22 protein-coding genes are annotated in these 21,704 nt (G+C 71.2%); 2 read left to right on the top strand and 20 right to left on the bottom strand.

The genetic code is table 11. The features are described 5' to 3' along the window. Window positions 1-257: 257 nt before the first annotated feature. Entirely contained in the window at window positions 258-917 is a 660-nt protein-coding gene (gene nucS / locus ACZ7BZ_RS17545) for an endonuclease NucS (RefSeq protein WP_470359076.1), read from the top strand. A gap of 4 nt (window positions 918-921) precedes the next feature. Here the strand turns inward: nucS and ACZ7BZ_RS17540 are convergent, their stop codons facing one another. From ACZ7BZ_RS17540 to ACZ7BZ_RS17520, 5 genes are all read right to left on the bottom strand, one after another. After that, entirely contained in the window at window positions 922-3,222 is a 2,301-nt protein-coding gene (locus ACZ7BZ_RS17540; protein WP_470359075.1) for an ATP-binding protein, read from the bottom strand. Window positions 3,223-3,484: 262 nt separating this feature from the next. Beyond that, a complete protein-coding gene (locus ACZ7BZ_RS17535; RefSeq protein WP_380452924.1) occupies window positions 3,485-3,802 on the bottom strand; it encodes an STAS domain-containing protein in 318 nt (105 codons plus the stop codon). A 432-nt stretch (window positions 3,803-4,234) separates the two neighbouring features. After that, window positions 4,235-5,104 (bottom strand): 3-hydroxyacyl-CoA dehydrogenase family protein, encoded by an 870-nt coding sequence (locus ACZ7BZ_RS17530; RefSeq protein ID WP_380452922.1) that lies wholly within the window; start codon window positions 5,102-5,104, stop codon window positions 4,235-4,237. A 178-nt stretch (window positions 5,105-5,282) separates the two neighbouring features. Next, window positions 5,283-5,933 carry a response regulator gene (locus ACZ7BZ_RS17525; protein WP_470359074.1) on the bottom strand — a complete coding sequence of 217 codons (651 nt, stop codon included), beginning with the start codon at window positions 5,931-5,933 and terminating at the stop codon, window positions 5,283-5,285. Continuing rightward, on the bottom strand, window positions 5,930-7,132 hold the full coding sequence (locus tag ACZ7BZ_RS17520; RefSeq protein WP_470359073.1) for a sensor histidine kinase: 1,203 nt from the start codon (window positions 7,130-7,132) through the stop codon (window positions 5,930-5,932). The genes ACZ7BZ_RS17525 and ACZ7BZ_RS17520 overlap by 4 nt, the downstream gene beginning before the upstream one ends. 155 nt (window positions 7,133-7,287) lie before the next feature. On the opposite strand from ACZ7BZ_RS17520, the gene ACZ7BZ_RS17515 reads away from it, so the two are divergent. Further along, entirely contained in the window at window positions 7,288-7,881 is a 594-nt protein-coding gene (locus ACZ7BZ_RS17515; protein ID WP_470359072.1) for a hypothetical protein, read from the top strand. On the opposite strand, the gene ACZ7BZ_RS17510 is transcribed toward ACZ7BZ_RS17515, so the two are convergent. The 15 genes from ACZ7BZ_RS17510 to ACZ7BZ_RS17440 all read right to left on the bottom strand — a co-directional run bounded on the left by ACZ7BZ_RS17510 (window position 7,878) and on the right by ACZ7BZ_RS17440 (window position 21,555). Beyond that, a complete protein-coding gene (locus ACZ7BZ_RS17510; protein ID WP_470359071.1) occupies window positions 7,878-8,450 on the bottom strand; it encodes a cob(I)yrinic acid a,c-diamide adenosyltransferase in 573 nt (190 codons plus the stop codon). The genes ACZ7BZ_RS17515 and ACZ7BZ_RS17510 overlap by 4 nt on opposite strands. A 22-nt stretch (window positions 8,451-8,472) precedes the next feature. Continuing rightward, window positions 8,473-8,973: a DUF2550 domain-containing protein gene (locus ACZ7BZ_RS17505; RefSeq protein WP_188302971.1), complete on the bottom strand. Its 501-nt coding sequence runs from the start codon at window positions 8,971-8,973 to the stop codon at window positions 8,473-8,475. Window positions 8,974-9,123: 150 nt separating this feature from the next. Further along, window positions 9,124-9,507, bottom strand: coding sequence for a F0F1 ATP synthase subunit epsilon (locus ACZ7BZ_RS17500; RefSeq protein ID WP_030282045.1), 384 nt, complete (start codon window positions 9,505-9,507; stop codon window positions 9,124-9,126). Window positions 9,508-9,691: 184 nt separating this feature from the next. Beyond that, on the bottom strand, window positions 9,692-11,137 hold the full coding sequence (gene atpD, locus ACZ7BZ_RS17495) for a F0F1 ATP synthase subunit beta (protein ID WP_470359070.1): 1,446 nt from the start codon (window positions 11,135-11,137) through the stop codon (window positions 9,692-9,694). 2 nt (window positions 11,138-11,139) lie between these two features. Then, window positions 11,140-12,054, bottom strand: coding sequence for a F0F1 ATP synthase subunit gamma (locus ACZ7BZ_RS17490; protein WP_470359069.1), 915 nt, complete (start codon window positions 12,052-12,054; stop codon window positions 11,140-11,142). A 32-nt stretch (window positions 12,055-12,086) separates the two neighbouring features. Beyond that, window positions 12,087-13,661 carry a F0F1 ATP synthase subunit alpha gene (atpA, locus tag ACZ7BZ_RS17485; RefSeq protein ID WP_380452908.1) on the bottom strand — a complete coding sequence of 525 codons (1,575 nt, stop codon included), beginning with the start codon at window positions 13,659-13,661 and terminating at the stop codon, window positions 12,087-12,089. A 155-nt stretch (window positions 13,662-13,816) separates the two neighbouring features. Further along, a complete protein-coding gene (locus tag ACZ7BZ_RS17480; protein WP_465740662.1) occupies window positions 13,817-14,632 on the bottom strand; it encodes a F0F1 ATP synthase subunit delta in 816 nt (271 codons plus the stop codon). Further along, the gene (locus ACZ7BZ_RS17475; protein WP_188302976.1) at window positions 14,629-15,186 is read right to left on the bottom strand and encodes a F0F1 ATP synthase subunit B; all 558 of its coding nucleotides are present in this window, start codon (window positions 15,184-15,186) and stop codon (window positions 14,629-14,631) included. The genes ACZ7BZ_RS17480 and ACZ7BZ_RS17475 overlap by 4 nt, the downstream gene beginning before the upstream one ends. A 40-nt stretch (window positions 15,187-15,226) precedes the next feature. Beyond that, the gene (gene atpE / locus ACZ7BZ_RS17470; RefSeq protein WP_097236234.1) at window positions 15,227-15,463 is read right to left on the bottom strand and encodes an ATP synthase F0 subunit C; all 237 of its coding nucleotides are present in this window, start codon (window positions 15,461-15,463) and stop codon (window positions 15,227-15,229) included. A gap of 89 nt (window positions 15,464-15,552) precedes the next feature. Then, window positions 15,553-16,365 (bottom strand): F0F1 ATP synthase subunit A, encoded by an 813-nt coding sequence (gene atpB / locus ACZ7BZ_RS17465; RefSeq protein ID WP_380452903.1) that lies wholly within the window; start codon window positions 16,363-16,365, stop codon window positions 15,553-15,555. Between the two features lie 285 nt (window positions 16,366-16,650). Further along, window positions 16,651-17,094, bottom strand: a complete 444-nt coding sequence (locus ACZ7BZ_RS17460) for a hypothetical protein (protein WP_380452902.1) — start codon at window positions 17,092-17,094, stop codon at window positions 16,651-16,653. 297 nt (window positions 17,095-17,391) lie between these two features. Continuing rightward, complete coding sequence (locus ACZ7BZ_RS17455) at window positions 17,392-18,672, bottom strand: MraY family glycosyltransferase (RefSeq protein WP_380452900.1); 1,281 nt, start codon at window positions 18,670-18,672, stop codon at window positions 17,392-17,394. Window positions 18,673-18,851: 179 nt separating this feature from the next. Further along, on the bottom strand, window positions 18,852-20,126 hold the full coding sequence (locus tag ACZ7BZ_RS17450; RefSeq protein ID WP_470359068.1) for a serine hydroxymethyltransferase: 1,275 nt from the start codon (window positions 20,124-20,126) through the stop codon (window positions 18,852-18,854). 107 nt (window positions 20,127-20,233) lie between these two features. Continuing rightward, window positions 20,234-20,875: an arsenate reductase/protein-tyrosine-phosphatase family protein gene (locus ACZ7BZ_RS17445; RefSeq protein WP_380452987.1), complete on the bottom strand. Its 642-nt coding sequence runs from the start codon at window positions 20,873-20,875 to the stop codon at window positions 20,234-20,236. 32 nt (window positions 20,876-20,907) lie between these two features. Then, on the bottom strand, window positions 20,908-21,555 hold the full coding sequence (locus ACZ7BZ_RS17440; protein ID WP_380452896.1) for an L-threonylcarbamoyladenylate synthase: 648 nt from the start codon (window positions 21,553-21,555) through the stop codon (window positions 20,908-20,910). Between the last annotated feature and the right edge of the window lie 149 nt (window positions 21,556-21,704).

The following is a 21,704-nucleotide window of genomic DNA, read 5'->3' as shown; positions in this document are numbered from 1 at the left end:
GGATTGCTCCGGAAATACGCCGCGGTGCACCAGATTGGCCGGATCCCGTCGGATCGTTCACCTGAAGTCTCCATCCCCGTTGACAGCGACCCCGCATCCGTGGCGTCACACACCGTAGCGACCCCAGGGGGCGTACGCCAGAGCGCGGCGGGCGGCGGCGGGACCACCGAACCTCCATGTTCGCGGGGTTCGCGGTTTCTTCACCCGGTCGTCTCGGAATCGCATCAACTGGCCCCGGTGGGCTAGCGTGGTCGACCGTGCGTCTCGTAATTGCCCGCTGCTCAGTCGACTATGCCGGTCGGCTCTCCGCCCATCTGCCCTCCGCCACCAGGCTGATCCTGGTCAAGGCCGACGGCAGCGTCAGCATCCACGCCGACGACCGCGCCTACAAGCCGCTCAACTGGATGTCCCCGCCGTGCGCCCTCAAGGTGGCCGACGGGCTCTGGACGGTGGAGAACAAGGCCGGCGAGAAGCTCATCATCACGCTGGAGGAGGTGCTGCACGACTCCTCGCACGAGCTGGGGGTGGACCCCGGCCTGATCAAGGACGGCGTCGAGGCCCACCTCCAGGAGCTGCTCGCGGACCGGATGGAGGTGCTCGGGTCCGGCTGGTCGCTGATCCGCCGCGAGTACCCGACCGCCATCGGCCCGGTCGACATCCTCTGCCGCGACGCCGACGGTGCCACGGTCGCCGTCGAGATCAAGCGCCGCGGTGAGATCGACGGTGTCGAGCAGCTCACCCGCTACCTCGAACTCCTCAACCGGGACCCGCTGTTGGCCCCGGTCAAGGGCGTCTTCGCCGCGCAGGAGATCAAGCCCCAGGCCCGCGTCCTGGCCACCGACCGGGGCATCGGCTGCGTGGTGCTGGACTACGACGAGCTGCGCGGCATCGACGACGACAAGCTCAAGCTGTTCTGACCGGTCAGGCCGGTCCGCTCTTCGCCGAGGTGGTCGGGCTGGGCGTTCCGGTCGGGGGCGACGACGGCGTGGGCGGCGTCGAGGGCGCGCTCGAAGTGGTCGCCGGTGCCGACGGGGCGTGGCTCGGCACCGACGGCGGCGAGGATTGCGGACCCGGCGGCTGAGACTGCTGCGGCTGCGGCTGGCCCGGCGCGGGCGGCTGCGGCTGCCCCTGCGGGCCGTCCGACTGGGTCGCCCCCGGCGAGCTGCTCGGCCGCCTCGTCGGCGAGGCGCTCGGCGAGGCGCTCGGCGAGTGCGACGCGCTGCCGCTCGCCGAGGGCTCCGGGCTGGTCCCCGTCCCGGCCGGCGCCCCCGGCGCGGTGCCGCCGCTCCCGGCGGTACCCGGAGCGCTGTCGGCGGACGGCAGCGGCAGCGGCGCGTTGCCGGTGTCGCCGACCTCGTCCATCCGCCCGTGCGGATCGTTCCCCTTGGCCCCGTCGGGCCCGGCGAGGCTCATCGCCACCGCCGTACCGAGCACGCCGAAGGTGAGCAGGGCGGCGGAGGCCACCACCACCCGGCGGCGCTTCCCGGTACGGGCCTTCAGCCCGGCCGGTACCCGGGCCGCGATCTTGCGGATCACCGGCCCGCGTCCGGCCGCCGCCCCGGCGGGCGCGGCGGCCGGCAGCTGCCGGCCGTCGGCGCGCAGCAGGTCGAGCATCCGGCCCGCGGCGGCGACCCCGCGCTGCTCGCCGGCGGCGGCCCGCAGGGTGAGCGCGCTCTCCAGTTCGGCGATCGCCCGGGACGGCTGCCGGAGGCAGATCGCGTGGACGCCCGCCTCGTGGTGGAACCAAGCCTGGTCGACCGCCGAGCCGGTGCTCCGGGCCGCCTCCATGCCGAGTTGCAGCACCCGCTCCCAGGCGCCCCAGCGCAGCGCCAGTGCCAGCGCGGGCGCGGCCGCCCGGGCCAGCCGGACGACGGCGTCGTGCCGTCCGGCGGTCCGGTCCGCGAGCAGCACGCCGATCAGTACCTCGGCCTCGGCGGCGATCTGCGCCAGCGACACCGAGCTGTGCCCGACCCACCAGGCGAAGTGCTGGGCGGCGCCGTCGACGCAGCCGCGGGCCGGCCAGTGCGGGGCGAGCAGTTCGAGCGCCCCGGCGGTGAGCCGGTGGTGCCCGCCGATGGAGACCGCGAGCCCGGCGTCGGCGAGTTCGGCCAGCGCGCTCTCGCCATGGCCGACGTCGATCAGCGCGGGCAGGTGCGGCGCGGTGGGGCACTCGCCGCCGAGCGCGACGGCCAGCCTCAGCACGGCCTGCGCGGGCTCGCTGAGCCCCTCGGCGAGGCGGACGGCGGGCGAGGCGGTCTCGGCGACCGAGGGCAGCGGCACGGTGCGCCGCAGCGCGTTCTCCCGGATCGCCGGGTCGGGGTCGTGGACGGGCTCCTCGATCGCGCCGAAGACGTCCCGCCGGTCCTCCTCGGCGGCGACCAGCGCGTCCACCGAGACGTCCCGCTGGCGCAGCAGCGCGGCGGCCTGGACGAAGCGCAGCGGCAGTCCCTCGGACTCGAACCAGAGGTCGACCGCCCAGGCCTTCTCGGCGACGTCCAGGGGCCGTCCGGCCAGCCGGCCGGTGAGGGCGAGGCAGGCGGCCCGGGACAGCCCGGGGACGAGGTGGTCCCGCAGCCGGGAACCGGCCGGCAGCGGCGGGCCGTCCGGGGCGCCCGAGATCAGGAAGGCGCAGCCGGGGGCGGTGGCGAGCAGTTCCTCCAGCTCCGCGCCGGTCGGCTCGGCCCCGTCGATCACGACGACCGCGCGGACCTCGGCGAGGTGGGCGGTGAGCTGGCCGGGGTCGGGCCGGTAGCCAGGGGCCTGGTGGGTGGCCGCGAAGAGGTCCTGGAGCAGGTCGGCGGCGGTGCGGCGGTGCCCGCAGAGCTGGACGACACCGCCGGGGGCGAGGTCGGCGGCGGCTTCGGCGACGGCCGACAGCAGGGTGCTGCGGCCCGAGCCGGCCTGGCCGACCAGGCGTATCGAGCGCCCCTCGGCGAGCAGGCCGAGCAGTTCGGCGATGTCGGCCTCGCGGTCGAGCAGCGGCAGGTCGGTGGGCCCGGCGCCGAGGGCGAGCGGGCCGACCGCCCGGCCGACGCCGCCGAGCGGGCCACGCGCGGGCTCGCTGCGTTCGATCCGGCGCGGGCGGGGCCGCCACTCCTCCGGACAGGGTCGGGCCTCGGAGCCGTCCGGGGCGCCGACGCCGACCAGCAGGCCGCCGGAGACCAGTTCGCCGCCGCGGGTGCGGACGGCCTCCTGCCGGAACTCGCCGGATGGCTGTGCCACGTTCTGCTCCGTATCGTGTTCGGCCGCCGGCGCCCCGCGCCGGCCGGCACACGTCTCGGTCGCGGCCGCGGGCGGGCGGTGGGCACCCGGCTCCGGGCGGCCGTCATCTGACGGGCAGACTCTTGCACATCCGGGCCCGGCCGTGCAGCGCGGTCCGGGTGCGGGGAAGGTGAAGGCCTGCCGGGTCGTCCCCGACCTGCCGGGCCGGGCCGGCGGGCCGGCGCGCGCGGACCGACGCGAATTGTCGGATCCGCCCTACGAGCTAGAGGACCTGCACCTCGGGAATGCCCCCGTCGACGGCGAGGATGCGGTGCAGCTTGGTGGCCACCAGCAGCCGCTGGAGCTGGGCGGGGACGGAGCGCAGCACCAGCCGGCGGCCGATCCGGCCGGCCCGCCGGTGGGTGCCCATGATCACGCCGAGGCCGGTGGCGTCCCAGAACTCCAGCCGGCCGAGGTCGAGCACGAGGTCGCCGAGGCCACCGTCCACGGCCTGGTGCAGCTGGACGCGTGCGTCGGCGGCGGTGCGCACGTCGAGGCGGCCTTCGATGGCCAGCGCCGTGTGGTTGCCGGTGATGCGCATGCTCTCCTCCTTCGCCTGGGTGGCCTGGCTGGTCCGGTTCTTCCGGGGGGGTAGGTCCGGCCCCGGCCGCGACGGGCCGGGAGGCGGGGTGGCCGCCCGATCGGGGTGGCCGCTGGATCGAGGTCGGGACTGCCCGGGCGGGACGCCGGTGGCGGCTCGGTCCGCGCCCGGCCCCGGTCGGAATGCCGGGTTCCCCCATCTGACGGTGGAGCAGCGCCGCAGGTTGCTGGTTTCCGCCCTGATCTGAAGCAACTTCACTCGTCCGAGGGAATATACGCAGGAACTCTCCACACCTACGCTCGATTACCGCCCAAATCACCCGTCTGCGGCACCCTGCGTGAGGAAACTCACCCACCCCGGAACAGCGGGCCGCACGATGCCCCGATCGCACGGCCCACCAGGTCGTTCAGGCCCGGGAGAGGCCGCTGGGGCTCACTTGCCCTCGTAGGGGTAGAAGCCGCGGCCGCTCTTGCGGCCGAGGTCGCCGGCGGTGACCATGCGGGCCATGATCTCCGGGGCGGCGAACTTCTCGTCCTTGGTCTCGGTGTAGATGTTGTGGGCAGCGTGCAGCAGGATGTCGACGCCGGTCAGGTCGGCCGTCTGCAGCGGGCCCATGGCGTGGCCGAAGCCGAGGCGGCAGGCGGTGTCGATGTCCTCGGCGGTGGCGACGCCCGATTCGTACAGCTTGGCGGCCTCGACGACCAGCGCGGTGATCAGCCGGGTGGTGATGAAGCCGGCCACGTCGCGGTTGACCACCACGACCTCCTTGCCGACGCCCTCGGCGTAGGCGCGGGCGGCGGCCATCGTCTCGTCGCTGGTCTTGTAGCCGCGGACCAGCTCGACCAGCTTCATCATCGGGACCGGCGAGAAGAAGTGGACGCCGACGACCGACTCCGGCCGGCCGGTGACGGCGGCGATCCGGGTGATCGGGATGGCGGAGGTGTTGGAGGCCAGGACGGCGCCGTCCTTGGCGAGCTTGTCCAGCTCGCGGAACAGCCCCTCCTTGACCTCCAGGTTCTCGAACACGGCCTCGACCACGATGTCGGCCTCGGCGACGGCGCCCAGGTCGGTGGTGGTGGTGATCCGGCCCAGCGCGGCCTCGGCGTCCTCGGCGCTGAGCTTGCCCTTGGAGACGAACTTCTCGTACGAGGCGCGGATGCCCGTGAGGCCGCGCTGCAGCGCTTCCTCGGTCACGTCCCGCAGCACCACCGGGTGGCCGGCCTGGGCGGACACCTGGGCGATGCCGGCGCCCATCAGGCCGGCACCGATCACGGCGATCTGCTTGCTGGACGCATTGCTCATGGCTGGGTCTCCCGATGCCGTCGCCGCCCCGCGGGCGGGCCCTGAAAGCGGCTCAGGGCAGGGGTCGCCCACCGGGAGCCGCAGTGCTCTGGGCCGGACTTTAGTGCCCGAATCCCGTGCGCAATAGCAATCGGGAGTGTGATCTGCAACCGACCTGGTCACCCGACCAGGATGGTGGTCAGATGGTCAGACCGAGGTCCTGGGCCAGGATCGCCGCCTGCACCCGGCTCCGTAGCCCCAGCTTCGCCAAGATCCGGCTGACGTGGGTCTTGGTGGTCGCCTCCGCCATCTCCAGCCGGGCCGCGATCTCCCCGTTGGACATCCCGGCGCCGAGGCAGGCCAGCACCTCCCGCTCACGCCCGGTCAGTCCCGCCACCGCCGTCCGGGCCTCCGCTCCGACCGGCCGCTCGGGGCGGGCGAAGGTCCCGATCAGCCGCCTGGTCACCGAGGGCGCCAGCATGCCCTCGCCGCGCGCCACCGTCCGGATGCCCTCGACCAGGGTGTCCGCCTCCAGGTCCTTGAGCAGGAACCCGGCCGCGCCGGCCCGCAGCGCTCCGTAGACGTACTCGTCCAGGTCGAAGGTGGTCAGCACGAGCACCTGGGCGGCGCCGGCCTCGACCACCTGCCGGGTCGCCGAGACGCCGTCCAGCCGGGGCATCTGCACGTCCATCAGCACCACGTCGGGCCGCAGCTCCAGCGCCAGCCGGACTGCCTCCTCGCCGTCGGCGGCCTGCCCGACCACCTCGAACCCGGGCTCGGCGCGCAGGATCATCACCAGCGCCGCCCGTACCGCCGCCTGGTCCTCGGCCACCAGCACCCGGATCGTCATACCCGTCCCTCGCTCTCCCGGCCGCGCGGCAGCACCGCGCGCACGCTCCAGCATCCGTCCCGCGGCCCGGCCTCGAAGCTGCCGCCGAGCAGCCCGGTCCGCTCCGCCATGCCCACCAGCCCGGCCCGGGCGCCGGGCAGCCCACGGCCCGGCTCGCCGCGGTAGGGGCTGTCGACGGCGATCCGCAGTTCCTCGGGGCCGAACTCCAGCCGCAGCGCGACCAGTCCGGGCCCGGCGTGCTTGAGCGCGTTGGTCAGCGACTCCTGCACGATCCGGTACGCGGCCAGCCCGACCGGCACCGGGACGTCTCCGCGCTCACCCAGTTCGGTCAGCTCGAACGCCAGCCCGATGTCCCGTCCGGCCGCCCGGGCCTTCGCCAACAGGGCGTCCACCGCGGCCAGATCGGGCGCGGCGTAGGACTCGTCGGCCTCTCCCCCGCCGCTGTCCCGGAGCAGCCCGATCATGCGGCGCATTTCGGCCAATCCCTGGACGCTGTTCTCCCGGATCACCGCCAGCACCTCCACCAGCGGATCGTCCGCGGCCAACCGTTGCCTCCGGGCCACCGACTGGGCCCCGGTGGCGTGGATCGCGATCGCCGACAGGTGGTTGGCCACCACATCGTGCAACTCCCTTGCCATCCGCGCCCGTTCGGCGCCGACCGCCTCGCGCCGGTCCATCTCCGAGAGCAGTGCGGTCTGTTCGGCCCGCAGCCGCTCGGTCTCCGCCTCGTGCCGGTGCCTGCGCACCAGGTCGCCGGTCCACACCGGCCCCAGGAACACCAGCGAACCGACCACCACGATCAGCAGCCCCGCCGAGGTCCCGGACGTGTACCAGGCCAGGCTGGAGAGCACCAGCACGGTCGCCCCGCCGCTCAGGTGCAGCACCCGGGACATCCGGCTGGAGCCGTAGAGCACCGCCGCGTACAGCAGGTCGGTGTACATGATCGTGGTCGCCAGCAGGCTGCCGGCGAACACGCTCCCGGCGAAGGCCAGCCCGCCGAGCGACACCGCGACCACCGGCCGGGTGCGCCGGAGCACTTCCAGCCCGGCCATCACCAGCAGCGGCAGCACCACCGCCCAGAGCGGCAGCCGATCGGCGCGGTCGTACACCTTGAAGACGATCAACACCGCGCCGCCGAGCAGCCCGCACAGGGCGATCAGCCGGTCCAGTTGCCGCGGGGGGAGGGACGGTACGAGCACGACCCCATCTCACCATCCCCGCGGCCCGCCCGGCTCCGGTCCGCGGAGGAGCCCGCTACATCGAAAGGTGCAGGCCCGGACGGCACCGGACGACGACGACACCGCACCGCACCCGCGCGAGGCTGGAGCCACCGCCGAAACGACCGGAGCTCAACATGATCGTCACCCTCATCGTCGCGGCCGAGATCTCCTGGTGGATCGTGCTCGGCCTCGCCCTCTCCACCCGCTACCTGCTGCGTCGGCGCCGCACCAGCACCGTGCTGCTGATCGGCCTGCCGGTGGTGGACCTCGCCCTGTACGCGCTCACCGTGCTCAACCTGCGCGGCGGCGCCGAGGCGAGCTGGATGCACGCGCTGGCCGCGAGCTACGCCGGCTTCTCGGTCGGCTACGGTCCCTCGCTGGTGGCCTGGGCCGACCGGCACTTCCTGCACCGCTTCGCCGGCGGCCCCAAGCCGCCGCCCTCGCCGAAGTACGGCCCGGAGCGGACGGCGTACGAGTGGCAGATCGCCAAGCGCACGGTCGTCTCGGCCGTGATCACCCTGGCCCTGATCAGCCTGCTCCTCCCGCTGTCCGCGGGCTCCGCCCACTTCGGCGACTTCGCCCCGTGGTACTGGAAGCTGGGCATCGCGGCCGGGGTCAACGTGGTCGTGGCCGGCTGCTACTCGATCTGGCCCAAGGAGCCGCCGGCCGGCGTCACCGTGGTGGACGGCCGGGTGGCCGAGCAGCCCGCTCCGGAGAAGGTGCCCTAACGGTTCTCGCCCGGCACCCAGAGCACGTCACCGCGCTCCTTGTTGGCCACCCGGGCCAGGATGAACAGCAGGTCGGACAGCCGGTTGAGGTACTTCGCGGTCAGCGGGTTGACGGAGTCCCCGTACTCGGCGATCGCCGCCCAGGTCGAGCGCTCGGCCCGCCGCACCACCGTGCAGGCCAGGTGCAGGTGGGCCGCGCCGGGCGTGCCGCCGGGCAGGATGAAGCTGCGCAGCTTCTCCACCTGTTCCAGGTAGTGGTCGCAGTCCCCCTCCAGCCGGTCGATGTAGGACTGCAGCACCCGCAACGGCGGGTACTTCGGGTCCTCGACCACGGGCGTGGAGAGGTCGGCGCCGACGTCGAACAGGTCGTTCTGGACCCGGATGAGCACGGCCGCCACGTCCTCGGGCAGCGCACCGACCGCGAGGGCCACCCCGATCGCCGCGTTCGCCTCGTTGGCGTCGGCGTACGCCATCAGCCGCGGGTCGGTCTTGGTGGTCCGGCTCATGTCGCCGAGCGCGGTGCTGCCGTCGTCCCCGGTACGGGTGTAGATGCGCGTCAGATTGACCATGCCGCCACCCTAGCCGCCCGGGTTAGGCGACGTTGACCCTCTGTCCGGGCGGGGCCGCCTCCAGCCAGGCCAGGAAGCCGGTGAGCGCGTCCTCGCTCATCGCCAGCTCCAGCGGCGCCCCGTTGTGCAGGCAGCGCAGCACCACCGAGCCGGAGAGCAGCGCCAGCTCCTCCTGGCCCTCCGGGTAGCGCCGGCCGAGCACCTCGATCTCCCGCCGCGGCAGCACCCGGCGCGGGCGCGGGGCGTACGAGAAGACCCGGAACCACTCGATCGAGTCGCCGCTGTACCGGCCGATACCAAAAACCCACCCCTTGCCGTCGGTCGGGGGGACCGGGGCGGAGGTGGGCTTGCCGTTCTCGTCGAGGTCGGGCTGCGTCGAGGCGTCGGCGGGCATTTTGAGCCGGTAGCTGCAGTCGAACGTGCCGCCGACCCGCTGGATCAGGCGGCGGCGTACGGCGAAGGCCATCAAGCCGATCACTCCCAGCGCCACGACCGCCGCACACACCACAAGCGCGAGGACCATGCTCACCTACCTCCTCGCTACCCGCGTTCCCCGTTTACGGTCGTACCGGACGACCGCGCTGACCTACCAACTACGACGACAGTCCCGGGGTCACGCTCGCGCGTCCCCGGGACCGTCGGTCGACCCCGCCAAGCCGGGGGTCCGGCACACTCAGGCGTGGGCCTTGAGGCCGCGCGCCGCGAACAGCCGCACCTCGGCGCGACGCTCGGCGTGCGCGTCCAGGTCGGACTTCGCCTGCTCCAGTGCGCGCTCGGCACGCGCGACGTCGATCTCGTCCGCCAGCTCGGCGATCTCCGCGAGCAGAGACAGCTTGTTGTCGGCGAAGGAGATGAAGCCGCCGTGCACCGCGGCGATGACAGTGCCGCCGTCCACCGTGCGGATGGTGACCGGACCGGTCTCCAGCACGCTCAGCACCGGGGTGTGGCCCGGCATGATGCCGGTGTCACCGGAGGCCGTACGGGCGACGACGATGGTGGCCGCACCGGACCACACCTTGCGGTCGGCTGCGACCAGCTCGACGTGCAGCTCAGCCAACGTGGGCTCCTAGGCTCATGCAACCCCCGATTACTCGGGAGTTTCGGTAAGAATAACGGCCCCGCGCCCCCGGCATGAAACCGGCGGCACGGATTTGACCGGAATCACAGCCGATGCGACGCGAGGGGTGGTCCCCAGGCTCGGGGGCCACCCCTCACGGTCACTCAGCTGCTACCGGCCGCGATTACTTCTTCGCCAGCTCCGCGGCGTTCTTCTCGAGGTCCTCGATGCCACCGCACATGAAGAAGGCCTGCTCCGGGACGGAGTCGTACTTGCCGTCGGCGATCGAGTTGAAGGCCTCGATGGTCTCCGACAGCGGCACGGTCGAGCCCTCGACACCGGTGAACTGCTTCGCCACGTAGGTGTTCTGCGAGAGGAAGCGCTCGATGCGGCGGGCACGGTGCACCGTGATCTTGTCCTCTTCGGACAGCTCGTCCATACCGAGGATGGCGATGATGTCCTGGAGGTCCTTGTACTTCTGCAGGATCCCCTTGATGCGGACGGCCGTGTCGTAGTGGTTCTGCGCGATGTACCGCGGGTCGAGGATGCGGGACGTGGAGTCCAGCGGGTCGACGGCCGGGTAGATGCCCTTCTCCGAGATCGGACGCGACAGAACGGTGGTCGCGTCCAGGTGGGCGAAGGTGGTGGCCGGCGCCGGGTCGGTCAGGTCGTCCGCGGGGACGTAGATCGCCTGCATCGAGGTGATCGAGTGACCGCGGGTCGAGGTGATGCGCTCCTGCAGGAGGCCCATCTCGTCGGCCAGGTTCGGCTGGTAGCCCACCGCGGAGGGCATGCGGCCGAGCAGGGTCGACACCTCGGAACCGGCCTGGGTGAACCGGAAGATGTTGTCGATGAAGAGGAGCACGTCCTGCTTCTCGACGTCACGGAAGTACTCCGCCATGGTCAGCGCGGAGAGCGCGACGCGCAGACGGGTGCCCGGCGGCTCGTCCATCTGGCCGAAGACCAGCGCGGTCTTGTCCAGAACGCCCGAGTCGACCATCTCGTCGATGAGGTCGTTGCCCTCACGGGTGCGCTCGCCGACGCCGGCGAACACCGACACACCACCGAAGTTCTCGGCGACGCGGTAGATCATCTCCTGGATCAGAACGGTCTTGCCGACACCGGCACCACCGAACAGACCGATCTTGCCACCCGTGACGTACGGGGTGAGCAGGTCGATGACCTTGATGCCGGTCTCGAACATCTCGGTCTTGGACTCGAGGTCCTTGAAGTCCGGGGCCTTGCGGTGGATCGGCCAGCGGACCTCGACCTGCTTGTCGAACTCCGCCTTGTCGACGTTCAGCACGTCACCGAGGGCGTTGAAGACCTTGCCCTTGGTGATCTGGCCGACCGGGACGGAGATCGCGGCACCGGTGTCGGTGACCTGCGAACCGCGGACCAGGCCGTCGGTCGGCTGCATCGAGATGCCGCGGACCAGGCCGTCGCCGAGGTGCTGGGCGACCTCGAGGGTGAGGGTCTTCTTACCCGTGCCGTCGGGGTTGTCCACCTCGACGTGCAGGGCGTTGAACATGTCCGGAATCGCGTCGACGGGGAACTCCACGTCGACGACCGGGCCGATGACCCGCGCGACGCGGCCCGTCGCCGTGGTCGGCTCAACAGTGGTGGTCATACTCATTCGCTCCCGCGGCTAGCGTCGGCGAGGGCGTTGGCACCGCCGACGATCTCGCTGATTTCCTGGGTGATCTCGGCCTGACGGGCCGAGTTGGCAAGCCGCGTGAGCGACTTGATGAGCTCGCCGGCGTTGTCCGTCGCGCTCTTCATCGCGCGGCGGCGGGCGGCGTGCTCGGAAGCAGCCGACTGCAGCAGCGCGTTGTAGATCCTGCTCTCGACGTACCGCGGCAGCAGCGCGTCGAGCACGCCCTCCGCCGACGGTTCGAAGTCGTACAGCGGGAAGATCTCCGACTTGGCCGGCGTCTGGTCGCTGAGCTGGACCTCGTCCAGCTTCAGCGGCAGCAGCCGCGCCGCGACCGCGTCCTGCGTCAGCATGGACACGAACTCGGTCGAGACCACGTGGAGTTCGTCCACGCCGCCGGTCTCGGCCGTGAAGGCCTCGATCAGCTCGGCCGCCACCGTCTTCGCGTCGCCGTAGGTCGGCTTGTCCGAGAAGCCCGTCCACGAGTTGCCCACCGCCAGGTTGCGGAAGGTGTAGTACGACAGACCCTTCCGACCGACGATGTAGGTCACGACGTCCTTGCCCTCGCCGCGCAGGCGCTCGATGAGCGTCAGCGAGGCCTTGATGGCGTTGGACGAGTAACCGCCGGCCAGGCCGCGGTCCGCCGTGATCAGCAGGACGGCCGCGCGCTCGGCGTTCGGGTTCTCGGTGGTGAGCGGGTGCTTGGCGTTGGACCGGGTGGCCACCGCCGTCACCGCCCGGGTGAGCTCATCGGCGTACGGAGCGGAGGCCGCCACCGCGCGCTGCGCCTTGCCGATGCGCGCCGCGGAGATCATCTCCATCGCCTTGGTGATCTTCTTCGTCGCGGTGACAGAGCGGATCCGGCGCTTGTAGACCCGAAGCTGTGCTCCCATGGGTCGTTACGTCCTTTCCCTCGCTACCGGACTCAGGCCTGCTCGGAGAGCAGCTTGCCGTCGGCGGTCTGGTAACCCTGCTTGAACGACTCGATCGCGCCGGTCAGGGCGTCGACGGTGCCGTCGGCCAGCAGGCCGGTCTCGACGATGCCGGCCAGCAGGTCCTTGTGCTGCAGGCGGACGAAGTCCAGGAACTCGCGCTCGAAGCGGCGGATCTCCGCGACCGGGACGTCGTCCAGCTTGCCGGTGGTGCCGGCCCAGATGGAGACGACCTGCTCCTCGACCGGGAACGGCTGGTACTGGCCCTGCTTCAGCAGCTCGACCATGCGCGCACCGCGCTCCAGCTGGGCCTTGGAGGCCGCGTCCAGGTCGGAGCCGAAGCCGGCGAAGGCCTCCAGCTCACGGTACTGGGCGAGGTCCAGGCGCAGACGGCCGGCGACCGAGCGCATGGCCTTGATCTGGGCGGAGCCACCGACGCGGGAGACCGAGATACCGACGTTCACGGCCGGGCGGATGCCGGCGTTGAACAGGTCGGACTCCAGGAAGCACTGGCCGTCGGTGATGGAGATGACGTTGGTCGGGATGTACGCCGAGACGTCGTTGGCCTTGGTCTCGATGATCGGCAGACCGGTCATCGAGCCGCCGCCCAGGGCGTCGTTCAGCTTGGCGCAGCGCTCCAGCAGACGGGAGTGCAGGTAGAAGACGTCACCCGGGTAGGCCTCGCGGCCCGGCGGGCGGCGCAGCAGCAGGGAGACGGAGCGGTAGGCCTCGGCCTGCTTCGACAGGTCGTCGAAGATGATCAGGACGTGCTTGCCGTCGTACATCCACTCCTGGCCGATGGCCGAACCGGTGTACGGGGCGAGGTACTTGAAGCCGGCCGGGTCGGAGGCGGGAGCGGCCACGATGGTGGTGTACTCCAGCGCGCCGGCCTCCTCCAGGGCGCCGCGGACGGACGCGATGGTGGAGCCCTTCTGGCCCACGGCGACGTAGATGCAGCGGACCTGCTTCTCCGGGTCACCCGAGCGCCAGTTGTCGCGCTGGTTGATGATCGTGTCGACGGCCACCGCGGTCTTGCCGGTCTGGCGGTCACCGATGATCAGCTGACGCTGGCCACGGCCGATCGGGGTCATCGCGTCGATGGCCTTGATGCCGGTCTGCAGCGGCTGCTTGACCGACTTGCGGGCCATGACGCCGGGGGCCTGCAGCTCAAGGGCGCGACGGCCGGTGGAGGCGATGTCGCCCAGGCCGTCGATCGGGTTGCCCAGCGGGTCCACGACGCGGCCGAGGTAGCCGTCGCCGACCGGAACCGAGAGGACCTCGCCGGTGCGGCGCACGGTCTGGCCCTCTTCGATACCGCCGAACTCACCGAGGACGACGACACCGATCTCGCGGGTGTCGAGGTTCAGCGCGAGGCCGAGCGTGCCGTCCTCGAACTTCAGCAGCTCGTTCGCCATGACCGAGGGCAGGCCCTCGACATGCGCGATGCCGTCCGCCGCGTCAGTGACCGTACCGACCTCTTCCACAGAAGCGGCGTCCGGCTGGTACGACTGGACAAAGTCGGCCAGCGCGTCCCGGATCTCCTCCGGACGGATCGTAAGCTCCGCCATCAGGCTTCCCTGCTCTCCTAGTTTGCGATCCTCGGCCCGCCATTGAGGGCCGCAAGTACTCGACTCTCGGCCGGGTCGTATGAACCGGCCGTACGTTTTGCCGACTCCTTGGGGAGCCGGTTTCCCGACCGAGGGTCGGATGTGCTGCTGGTTGCTCAGCCTTCGAGCGACTGGCGAGCGCCTTCGAGGCGGCTCGACACGGTGCCGTCGATGATCTCGTCGCCGATCTGCACCCGGACGCCGCCGACGACCTCGGGGTCGACGTCGATGTTCAGGTGGACCTGGCGGCCGTACATCCGGCCCAGAGCACCGGACAGGCGCTCCTTCTGGCTGTCCGACAGCGGCACCGCACTGGTGACCAGGGCCACCATGCGGCCGCGGCGCGCGGCGGCGAGCTTCGAGTAGGACTCGAGGCCCTGCTCCAGGCTACGGCCACGCGGCACGTTGACCAGGGCGGTGACCAGCCGGACGGTGCCGGCGTTGGCACGGCCGCCGAGCAGCTTGTTCACCAGCGCGGCCTTGGCCACGGCACCGGCCTTCGGCTCGGTCAGCGCGGCGCGCAGCTCGTGCGAGCCGCTCACCACCCGGCCGAAGCGGAACAGCTCGTCCTCGACGTCGTCCAGGGCGCCGGCCTTGTCCGCGGCGATGACCTCGGCGTACGCGGCCAGCTCCTCGGTCGCGTCCACCAGGTCGCGCGAGCCCGACCAGCGGGAGCGGACCAGGCCGGAGACCAGGTCGACGGTCTCGCCGGAGACCTGACCGGTCAGCAGCGAGGTGACCAGCTGGGCCTTGTCCTGACCCGACCGGGACGGGTCGGTCAGGACTCGGCGCAGCGACACCTCACGGTCCAGTACGGCCGTGACGGCGGCGAGCTCCTCGGCGAGCTTGGCCGCGTCCACCGAGGTGGAGTCGGTCAGGCTGTCGAGGTTCTGCCGACCGGCGGCGAGGGCCTCACGGCTGGCGCCGATCACTTGGCCGCACCCTGAGCAACGGCGGCCTTGGCCTCCAGCTCGTCCAGGAACCGGTCGATGACGCCGCTCTGCCGGGCGGAGTCCTCCAGGGACTCGCCCACGATGCGGGAAGCCAGCTGGGTGGCCAGCGAACCCACGTCCTGACGCAGGGCGGCGGTCGCCTGCTTCTTGTCGGCCTCGATCTGGGCGTGGCCGGCGGCGACGATGGCCTCGCGCTGACGCTGGCCCTCCTCGCGCATCTCGGTGAGCTGGGCGGCACCCTGCTCGCGAGCCTGCTCGACGATGCGGGCGGCCTCGTGGCGCGCCTCGGCGAGCTCGGCACGGTACTGCTCAAGCACGGCCTGGGCCTCGGCCTGAGCGGCCTCGGCGCGCTCCATGCCGCCCTCGATGGCGTCCCGGCGCTCCGACAGCACCTTCTCGATGCTGGGGAGGAGCTTCTTGCCGAGCAGACCGAAGACGATGAAGAAGCAGAGCAGGCCGATGATGACCTCGGGCCACGCGGGGAGAAGAGGGTTCATCTTCTCCTCGGCCGCGAAGGCGACCACGGGGTTCATATCTGAACCTTTCGTCTGGGGGACTACCGGTGCGCCGGAATTACTTGCCGGTACCGAACACGAACGGCATGACGATGCCGATGAGCGCGAGCGCCTCGGTCAGCGCGAAGCCGATGAACATGTTGGAACGGATGAGACCGGCGGCCTCGGGCTGGCGGGCCATGGCCTGGACACCGTTACCGAAGATCAGACCGACGCCGATGCCGGGGCCGATGGCGGCAAGGCCGTAACCGACGGAAGCGATGGAACCGACGACGCCCTCAGCGATCATGGTCATTGCAGTTGTGTCCTTTGCAGGGGGTGGTGAACCGGTGGTGATTGGCCACCGGGCGATCCGGATGGTTCACGAGAGGCAGGGCCTCAGGCTCAGTGCGCCTCTTCCAGGGCACCGGCGATGTAGCTGCTGGCCAGCATCACGAAGATGTAGGCCTGCAGGAACTGGACCAGCAGCTCGAAGGCGGTCAGGCCGACGGCGACGATGAACGAGGCCGAGCCGTAGAGCGCACCCAGGGTCGGGCTGAGCAGGTACCAGGAGGCGATGGAGAACATCACGATCAGCAGGTGGCCGGCGAACATGTTCGCGAAGGCTCGGACCGCGAGCGTGAAGGGGCGCACGAAGATGTTCGAGAAGAACTCGATCGGCACCAGGATGAACATGACCCAGCCGGGGATGCCCGACGGCCAGCAGAGGTTCTTCAGACCGCCGACGAAGCCGTGCTTCTTGAAGGTCAGCGTCATGTAGGTGATCCACACGACCGCCGCGAGGCCGGCCGGGAACGCGATCGCCGCCGTCACGGGGAACTGCGCGAACGGGATGATCGACATGATGTTCAGCAGCCACACGAAGAAGAACATCGAGACCAGCATCGGGACGTACTTCTCGCCCTTTTTGCCGATCGTCTCCAGCACGATGGACCGCTTGACGAAGTCGTAGCCGATCTCACCGACCAGCTGCAGCTTGCCCGGAACCAGGCGCGGCTTGGCGAAGGCGGCCCAGAAGAACACGACGACCAGCAGCGCGACGATGATCGACAGCAGCATCGGCTTGTTGAAGTCGATGCCGCCGACCGAGAAGATCGGCTTGAACTGGAACTCGTTCAGACCCGGGGCCGGGAAGCCGCAGCCAGCGTCCCCGAAGTGGCAACTGCCTGAGGCGAGGGACGTGAGTTCAGCACTCACCACGGACTCCTTCGTCGTGACGCATGGATACGGCAACCTCGGTGTGTCGGCGTGGCCTGCGACCACGGAGCGGCACTGGAACTTGATGGGTTTCTCGCCGACCCCGCGCGACGGCTCGCTGCGCGACTGCGGGATCATCGAAGACTGCGCGGGTCCGGGGGGCGATCGGTCCGCTATCCGGACAGACCTGGCCTCTTCCCGTACTCCGTTGTTGCGACGGACGATAGCAGGCCGTCAGTGCGGCATAAACACCGCCCCCCTCGTTGGGGGGACAGCCAGGCCTCGTCACTGTTGACGTCCCGAGTCGGAGGGCTTGTCGCCCTTCTTTTCCGAGGCGTCGGTGTCGACGTAGAAGGTCTTGGCCTTGAGTGCGCCGCGCACCTGGAAGGCGGTCCAGATCAGCGCGCAGCCCAGCAGGGTGAAGGCGAAGGCCTGCCGGTTGAACAGTTCGGTGTTCTTGAAGATCGCGAGCACGATGCCGACCAGCAGGATCTGCGTGGTGTACACCAACAGCCCTGCGGCCATCATCATTTGAGGGTTCGACCTGGTCAGCCGGTCGAGCGCGACCTGGCCGAAGCTGAAGAAGGCCATCACCAGCAGCGCGCCGAAGAAGGCGCCGAGCAGCCCCTTCCCACCGGCAACAGCGAACGAGATCGCCATGGCGATGATCCCGGCGACCGCAGTGGGAATCGCGGCGCCTCGGAGGATCCGGGCGTCGGTGGACGGCATGTCGGCAGCTCCGGCGGCATGTCGAGGTGGCGGGGGGACGGGCACAGATGGTGGCGGGGTGGCACCGGACCGAGTGGCCGCCGCCGGGCCGCCCGCGAGGCGGGCCCGTCGAGGGAGACCGACCAGGGACGGAAGTCATCCACCTGTCAGGTCTTTCGGCGTGTTCTCGGTACTCGTGAACGGTATCACAAACTATTTGATGAGAGCTTTACCATGAATGTGTGGCTCCTGTCACACCGACGGAGCAACGATTCCGCCGAACGAGTGAGCCCAGTTGGCGGGTCGTCAACTTCCGTGTCACCGACGGCCGGTGGCCTTGCCGTGGCTGGAGGCCGCGGACGGGTCCCGGCCGGCTTCACCGAGAAGTTGCTTGTCCTTCGCCGACAGTTCGGCCATCGGTGCGCCGGACGACCGCCGCCGGTACCGCGGCGGGACGAAGGACTGCACCGCCCGGGGCGCCCGCGGCCGGAACCGCGGGGTCAGCAGCACCACCAGGCCGACCAGGCAGAGCCCGGCGAGGGTCAGCACCACCGTGCGGCCGGTGTTGGTCACCGAGAAGGCGACCGTGCCGAAGGCGATCAGCGCCGCCCAGAAGTACATGATCAGCACGGCCCGGCTGTGCGAGTGCCCGACCTGGAGCAGTCGGTGGTGCAGGTGGCGCTTGTCCGCGGCGAACGGGGACTGGCCGGCCCAGGTGCGGCGCACCACCGCGAGCAGCAGGTCGGCCAGCGGCAGCGCGATGACCGTCAGCGGCAGCAGCAGCGGGATGTAGATCGGCACCAGGGTGTGCACGGTGGCGGTCTGCGAACCGGTCTCGCTGTTGATCAGGTCCGGGTCGACCCGGCCGGTGATCGAGATCGCGGCGACGGCCAGCATCAGCCCCAGCATCATCGAGCCGGAGTCGCCCATGAAGATCCGCGCGGGGTGCATGTTGTGCGCCAGGAAGCCGATGCACATGCCGATCAGCAGCACGCTGAACAGCACGGCGGGGGCCGCGTCGGTGATCGCGTAGCCGTACCAGAGCCGGTAGCTGTACAGGAAGAACGCCATCGCGGCGATGCAGACCATGCCGCCCGCCAGGCCGTCCAGGCCGTCGATGAAGTTCACCGCGTTGACCATGACGACGACCAGGGTGACCGAGATGACCATGCCCTGGGTCGGGCTCACCGCGACCGGGCCGACGCCGGGCACCGGGAGGGTGATCACCGTGACGCCCTGCCAGACCATCACACCGGCGGCGATCATCTGGCCGCCGAGCTTCACCAGGGCGTCGACGCCCCACTTGTCGTCCAGCACCCCGAGCAGGAACATGATCCCGGCGCCGGAGAGCAGCGCGCGGATGTCACTGCCCCCGTTGAACACCTTGCTCAGGTTGTCCAGCTGCGAGGCGACCAGGATGCCCGCGCACAGCCCGCCGAACATCGCGATGCCGCCGAGCCGCGGGGTGGGCTCGCGGTGCACGTCGCGGGCGCGGACCGGGGGCATCGCGCCGGCCGCGATGGCGAACTTCCGGACCGGGCCGGTCAGCAGATAGGTCACGGCGGCGGTGCAGAACAGCACCAGCAGATACTCACGCACCACTGGCCTCCTGCATCACTGTCGAACGGGGAGGTACCGAAGGTACTCCCCTGCCTTCCCGGGGTTCGAGGTGCGTCGCCACGGCACACACCTTATTGAGTCGGACGCCCGGTCCGTGCATCGCGGTTCGCCCTCCCGGGTAGGAGAACCGAATACCTGTGGACGCCCGGCCCCCGGGCTCACCCCGCGAAGGCCGCCGCCAGCCCTCGGACCCGCTCCGCGACCGGCGCGGCCGCCTCCCCGGCGAGCAGCCGGGCGATCAGTGCGGCGATCTCGGCCAGCTCCGCCCCGCCCATCCCCTGACTGGTCACGGTGCCCGTGCCCAGCCTGATCCCGGAGGCCTCGGCGACCGGCGCCGGGTCGAACGGCAGCGCGCATTTGCCGAGCAGCAACCCGGCCGCCGCGCACCGCCGTTCGGCCTCCGCACCGGTCACGCCGAGCGGACTGACGTCGACGGTCACCAGGTGGGTGTCGGTACCGCCCGTCAGAGGGCGCATACCGGCCTCTGCGAGCCCCCTGGCGAGCTCCTGCGCCCCGAACACCGTCCGCTGCGCGTACGCCCGGTAGGCGGGCGTCCCGGCCTCCGCCAGCGCAACCGCCTTGCCGGCCACCTCGTTCATCGCCGCCCCGCCCTGGCTGAACGGGAACACCGCCCGGTCGATCCGCTCGGCCAGCTCCGCGGTGCACAGCAGCAGGCCCCCGCGCGGACCGCGCAGCAGCTTGTGGGTGGCCGCCACCGTGACGTCCGCGTGCGGCACCGGGGAAGGCGCCACTCCGGCCGCGACCAGGCCGGTGGTCTGCGCGACGGAGGCGATCAGATAGGCATCCACCTCGTCCGCGATCTCCCGGAAGGCCGCCCAGTCCGGGTGCCGGGGGTGCGAGATCGACCCCGCCACGATGGCCTTCGGACGGTGCTGGTGGGCCAGGTCGCGCACCTGGTCGAGGTCGATCAGCCCGTCCGACTCGCGCACACCGTAGCCGGTGAAGTCGAACCAGCGGCCCGAGAAGTTGGCCCGCGAGCCGCAGGTGAGGTGGCCGCCGTGCTCCAGCGACATCGCCAGCACCCCGTCACCGGGCCGCAGCAGCGCCGCGTACGCCGCGAGCATCGCCGAAGTCGCCGATCTGGGCTGGACGTTGGCGTGCGGGGCGGCGAACAGCTCGCGCGCCCGGTCGATCGCCAGCAGCTCGGCGGCGTCCGCCAGCGCGCAACCGGTGTGGTGTCGGCGGCCCGGGTAGCCCTCGGCGTACTTGTCGATCAGCGGGCCGGTCAGCGCCGCCAGGACGGCGGGGCTGGTGAGGTTCTCCCCCGCCAGCAGCTGGATCGTCTCGGCCCGCCGCTCGGCCTCGGCGGCCAGCAGGTCGGCGATCTGCGGATCAGCCCGGTGCAGCGCCTCGGACGCCCACGGGCGCCCCCTCGTCGCGGTCGAGCCGCTCGCGGCATCGGTGACGGTCATGGCAGGCTCCCGGGCGCTGCAGGGACGGTCCACCCAGGGTATGACCGGGCCGCACGCTCAGCACGGCGACGCAGGGCCGTTCGGCTCCGGGGCCCGCCCGAAAGGCCTCAGCGCGGCGCCGGGACGCCGGTGAGCGCGGTCACCACCGGGTCGACCGCGTGGAATATCTCCTCGCCGCAGTTGCGGAACATGCCGATCGGCGCCCCGTACGGGTCGTCCACCTCGTCGGACTCCGGGGTGGCGGCCAGCAGCCAGCCGCGCAGCGCGGCGGCGGCCCGGACCAGGGCGCGGGCCCGCTCAGTGACGTCGGCGCCGCGGCGCGGGTCCGGCAGGGTGCCCGGATCGATCGTCCGCACCAGCCGGGTGAACTCCTTCATCGTGAAGGTGCGCAGGCCCGCCTCGTGGCCCATCGAGATCACCTGGGCGCGGTGGTCCAGGGTCGCGGTGAGCACCAGGTCGGCCTCGACCACGTGCTCGTCCAGCAGCTCCCGGCCGGTGAAGCCGCCGCTGTCGGCGCCGTACTCGTCGAGCACGGTCACGGCGTGGTCCTCCATCGGCGCGCCCACATGGCCCCAGGTGCCGGCGCTCTCCACCAGGATCCGCCCGGCCACCCGGGGGCTGAGCCGGGTGTCCAGCTCACGCCGGGTGAGCCGCTCGGCTATCGGCGAGCGGCAGATGTTCCCGGTGCAGACGAACAGGATCCGGAAGTGGTCCAGCGGCCTGGGACCCACGCTCAGGTACGGCGCTATGCCGGGCCCGTCATGGAGCGAGGCGATGGGTGTCAACTTCCGGCCTCCAGGTCGGGGACGACCTCCCTCAGCTGCTCGATGCTGATCGCGCCGGCCCGCAGCAGGACCGGGACCTTGCCGGTGACGTCGACGATGGACGAGGCGGTGGCGTGGTCGGCCTTCCCGCCGTCCAGGTAGACCGAGATCGCGTCGCCGAGCTGGGCCTGCGCCTCGTCACAGGTCGCCGGGGACGGACCGCCGGTCTTGTTGGCGCTGGAGACGGCCAGCGGGCCGGTGGCGTTCAGCAGCTCGATGGCGACCGGGTGCAGCGGCATCCGGACCGCGACGGTGCCGCGGGTCTCGCCGAGGTCCCAGCGCAGCGAGGGCTGGTGCTTGGCGACCAGGGTGAGACCGCCGGGCCAGAACGCGTCGACCAGCTCCCAGGCCTGCTCGGAGAAGTCGGTGACCAGGCCGTGCAGGGTGGTCGGCGAGCCGACCAGGACGGGCGAGGGCATGTTGCGGCCACGACCCTTGGCGGCCAACAGGTCACCGACGGCCTCCGGGGAGAAGGCGTCCGCGCCCACCCCGTAGAGGGTGTCGGTGGGCAGCACGACGAGTTCGCCGCGGCGGATGGCCGAGGCGGCCTCGCGCAGACCCGTGGCGCGGTCCCCGGCGTCGGCACAGTCGTAGCGGCGGCTCATCGGTGCGGTCCCCTTCCGGACAGGCTCATGACGTTCACGGCGGTCTTCACAGCGCGGCTTTACGGGCGGTCGTGCTGTGCTCGATGTTCACGACCCGACCCTCCGGGCGGTCGTGCTGTGCTCGATGTTCACGACCCGACCCTCCGGGC

It is taken from the genome of Kitasatospora sp. NPDC036934 (genome assembly GCF_055608425.1).
The sequence above is the reverse complement of the archived record's forward strand: the minus strand, read 5'-3'. Positions and strand labels throughout refer to the sequence as shown.

Bases quoted from the DNA above. Each gene is read 5' to 3' on its own strand.
- ACZ7BZ_RS17515 (WP_470359072.1), top strand. From the start codon at position 7,288: ATGATCGTCACCCTCATCGTCGCGGCCGAGATCTCCTGGTGGATCGTG.
- ACZ7BZ_RS17440 (WP_380452896.1), bottom strand. From the start codon at position 21,555: ATGAGCCGCCGCTACGACTGTGCCGACGCCGGGGACCGCGCCACGGGT.
- ACZ7BZ_RS17450 (WP_470359068.1), bottom strand. From the start codon at position 20,126: ATGACCGTCACCGATGCCGCGAGCGGCTCGACCGCGACGAGGGGGCGC.
- atpD (WP_470359070.1), bottom strand. From the start codon at position 11,137: ATGACCACCACTGTTGAGCCGACCACGGCGACGGGCCGCGTCGCGCGG.
- ACZ7BZ_RS17525 (WP_470359074.1), bottom strand. From the start codon at position 5,933: ATGACGATCCGGGTGCTGGTGGCCGAGGACCAGGCGGCGGTACGGGCG.
- ACZ7BZ_RS17490 (WP_470359069.1), bottom strand. From the start codon at position 12,054: ATGGGAGCACAGCTTCGGGTCTACAAGCGCCGGATCCGCTCTGTCACC.
- ACZ7BZ_RS17460 (WP_380452902.1), bottom strand. From the start codon at position 17,094: ATGCCGTCCACCGACGCCCGGATCCTCCGAGGCGCCGCGATTCCCACT.
- atpA (WP_380452908.1), bottom strand. From the start codon at position 13,661: ATGGCGGAGCTTACGATCCGTCCGGAGGAGATCCGGGACGCGCTGGCC.
- ACZ7BZ_RS17510 (WP_470359071.1), bottom strand. From the start codon at position 8,450: ATGGTCAATCTGACGCGCATCTACACCCGTACCGGGGACGACGGCAGC.
- ACZ7BZ_RS17530 (WP_380452922.1), bottom strand. From the start codon at position 5,104: ATGAGCAATGCGTCCAGCAAGCAGATCGCCGTGATCGGTGCCGGCCTG.
- ACZ7BZ_RS17535 (WP_380452924.1), bottom strand. From the start codon at position 3,802: ATGCGCATCACCGGCAACCACACGGCGCTGGCCATCGAAGGCCGCCTC.
- ACZ7BZ_RS17475 (WP_188302976.1), bottom strand. From the start codon at position 15,186: ATGAACCCCGTGGTCGCCTTCGCGGCCGAGGAGAAGATGAACCCTCTT.
- ACZ7BZ_RS17505 (WP_188302971.1), bottom strand. From the start codon at position 8,973: ATGGTCCTCGCGCTTGTGGTGTGTGCGGCGGTCGTGGCGCTGGGAGTG.
- atpE (WP_097236234.1), bottom strand. From the start codon at position 15,463: ATGACCATGATCGCTGAGGGCGTCGTCGGTTCCATCGCTTCCGTCGGT.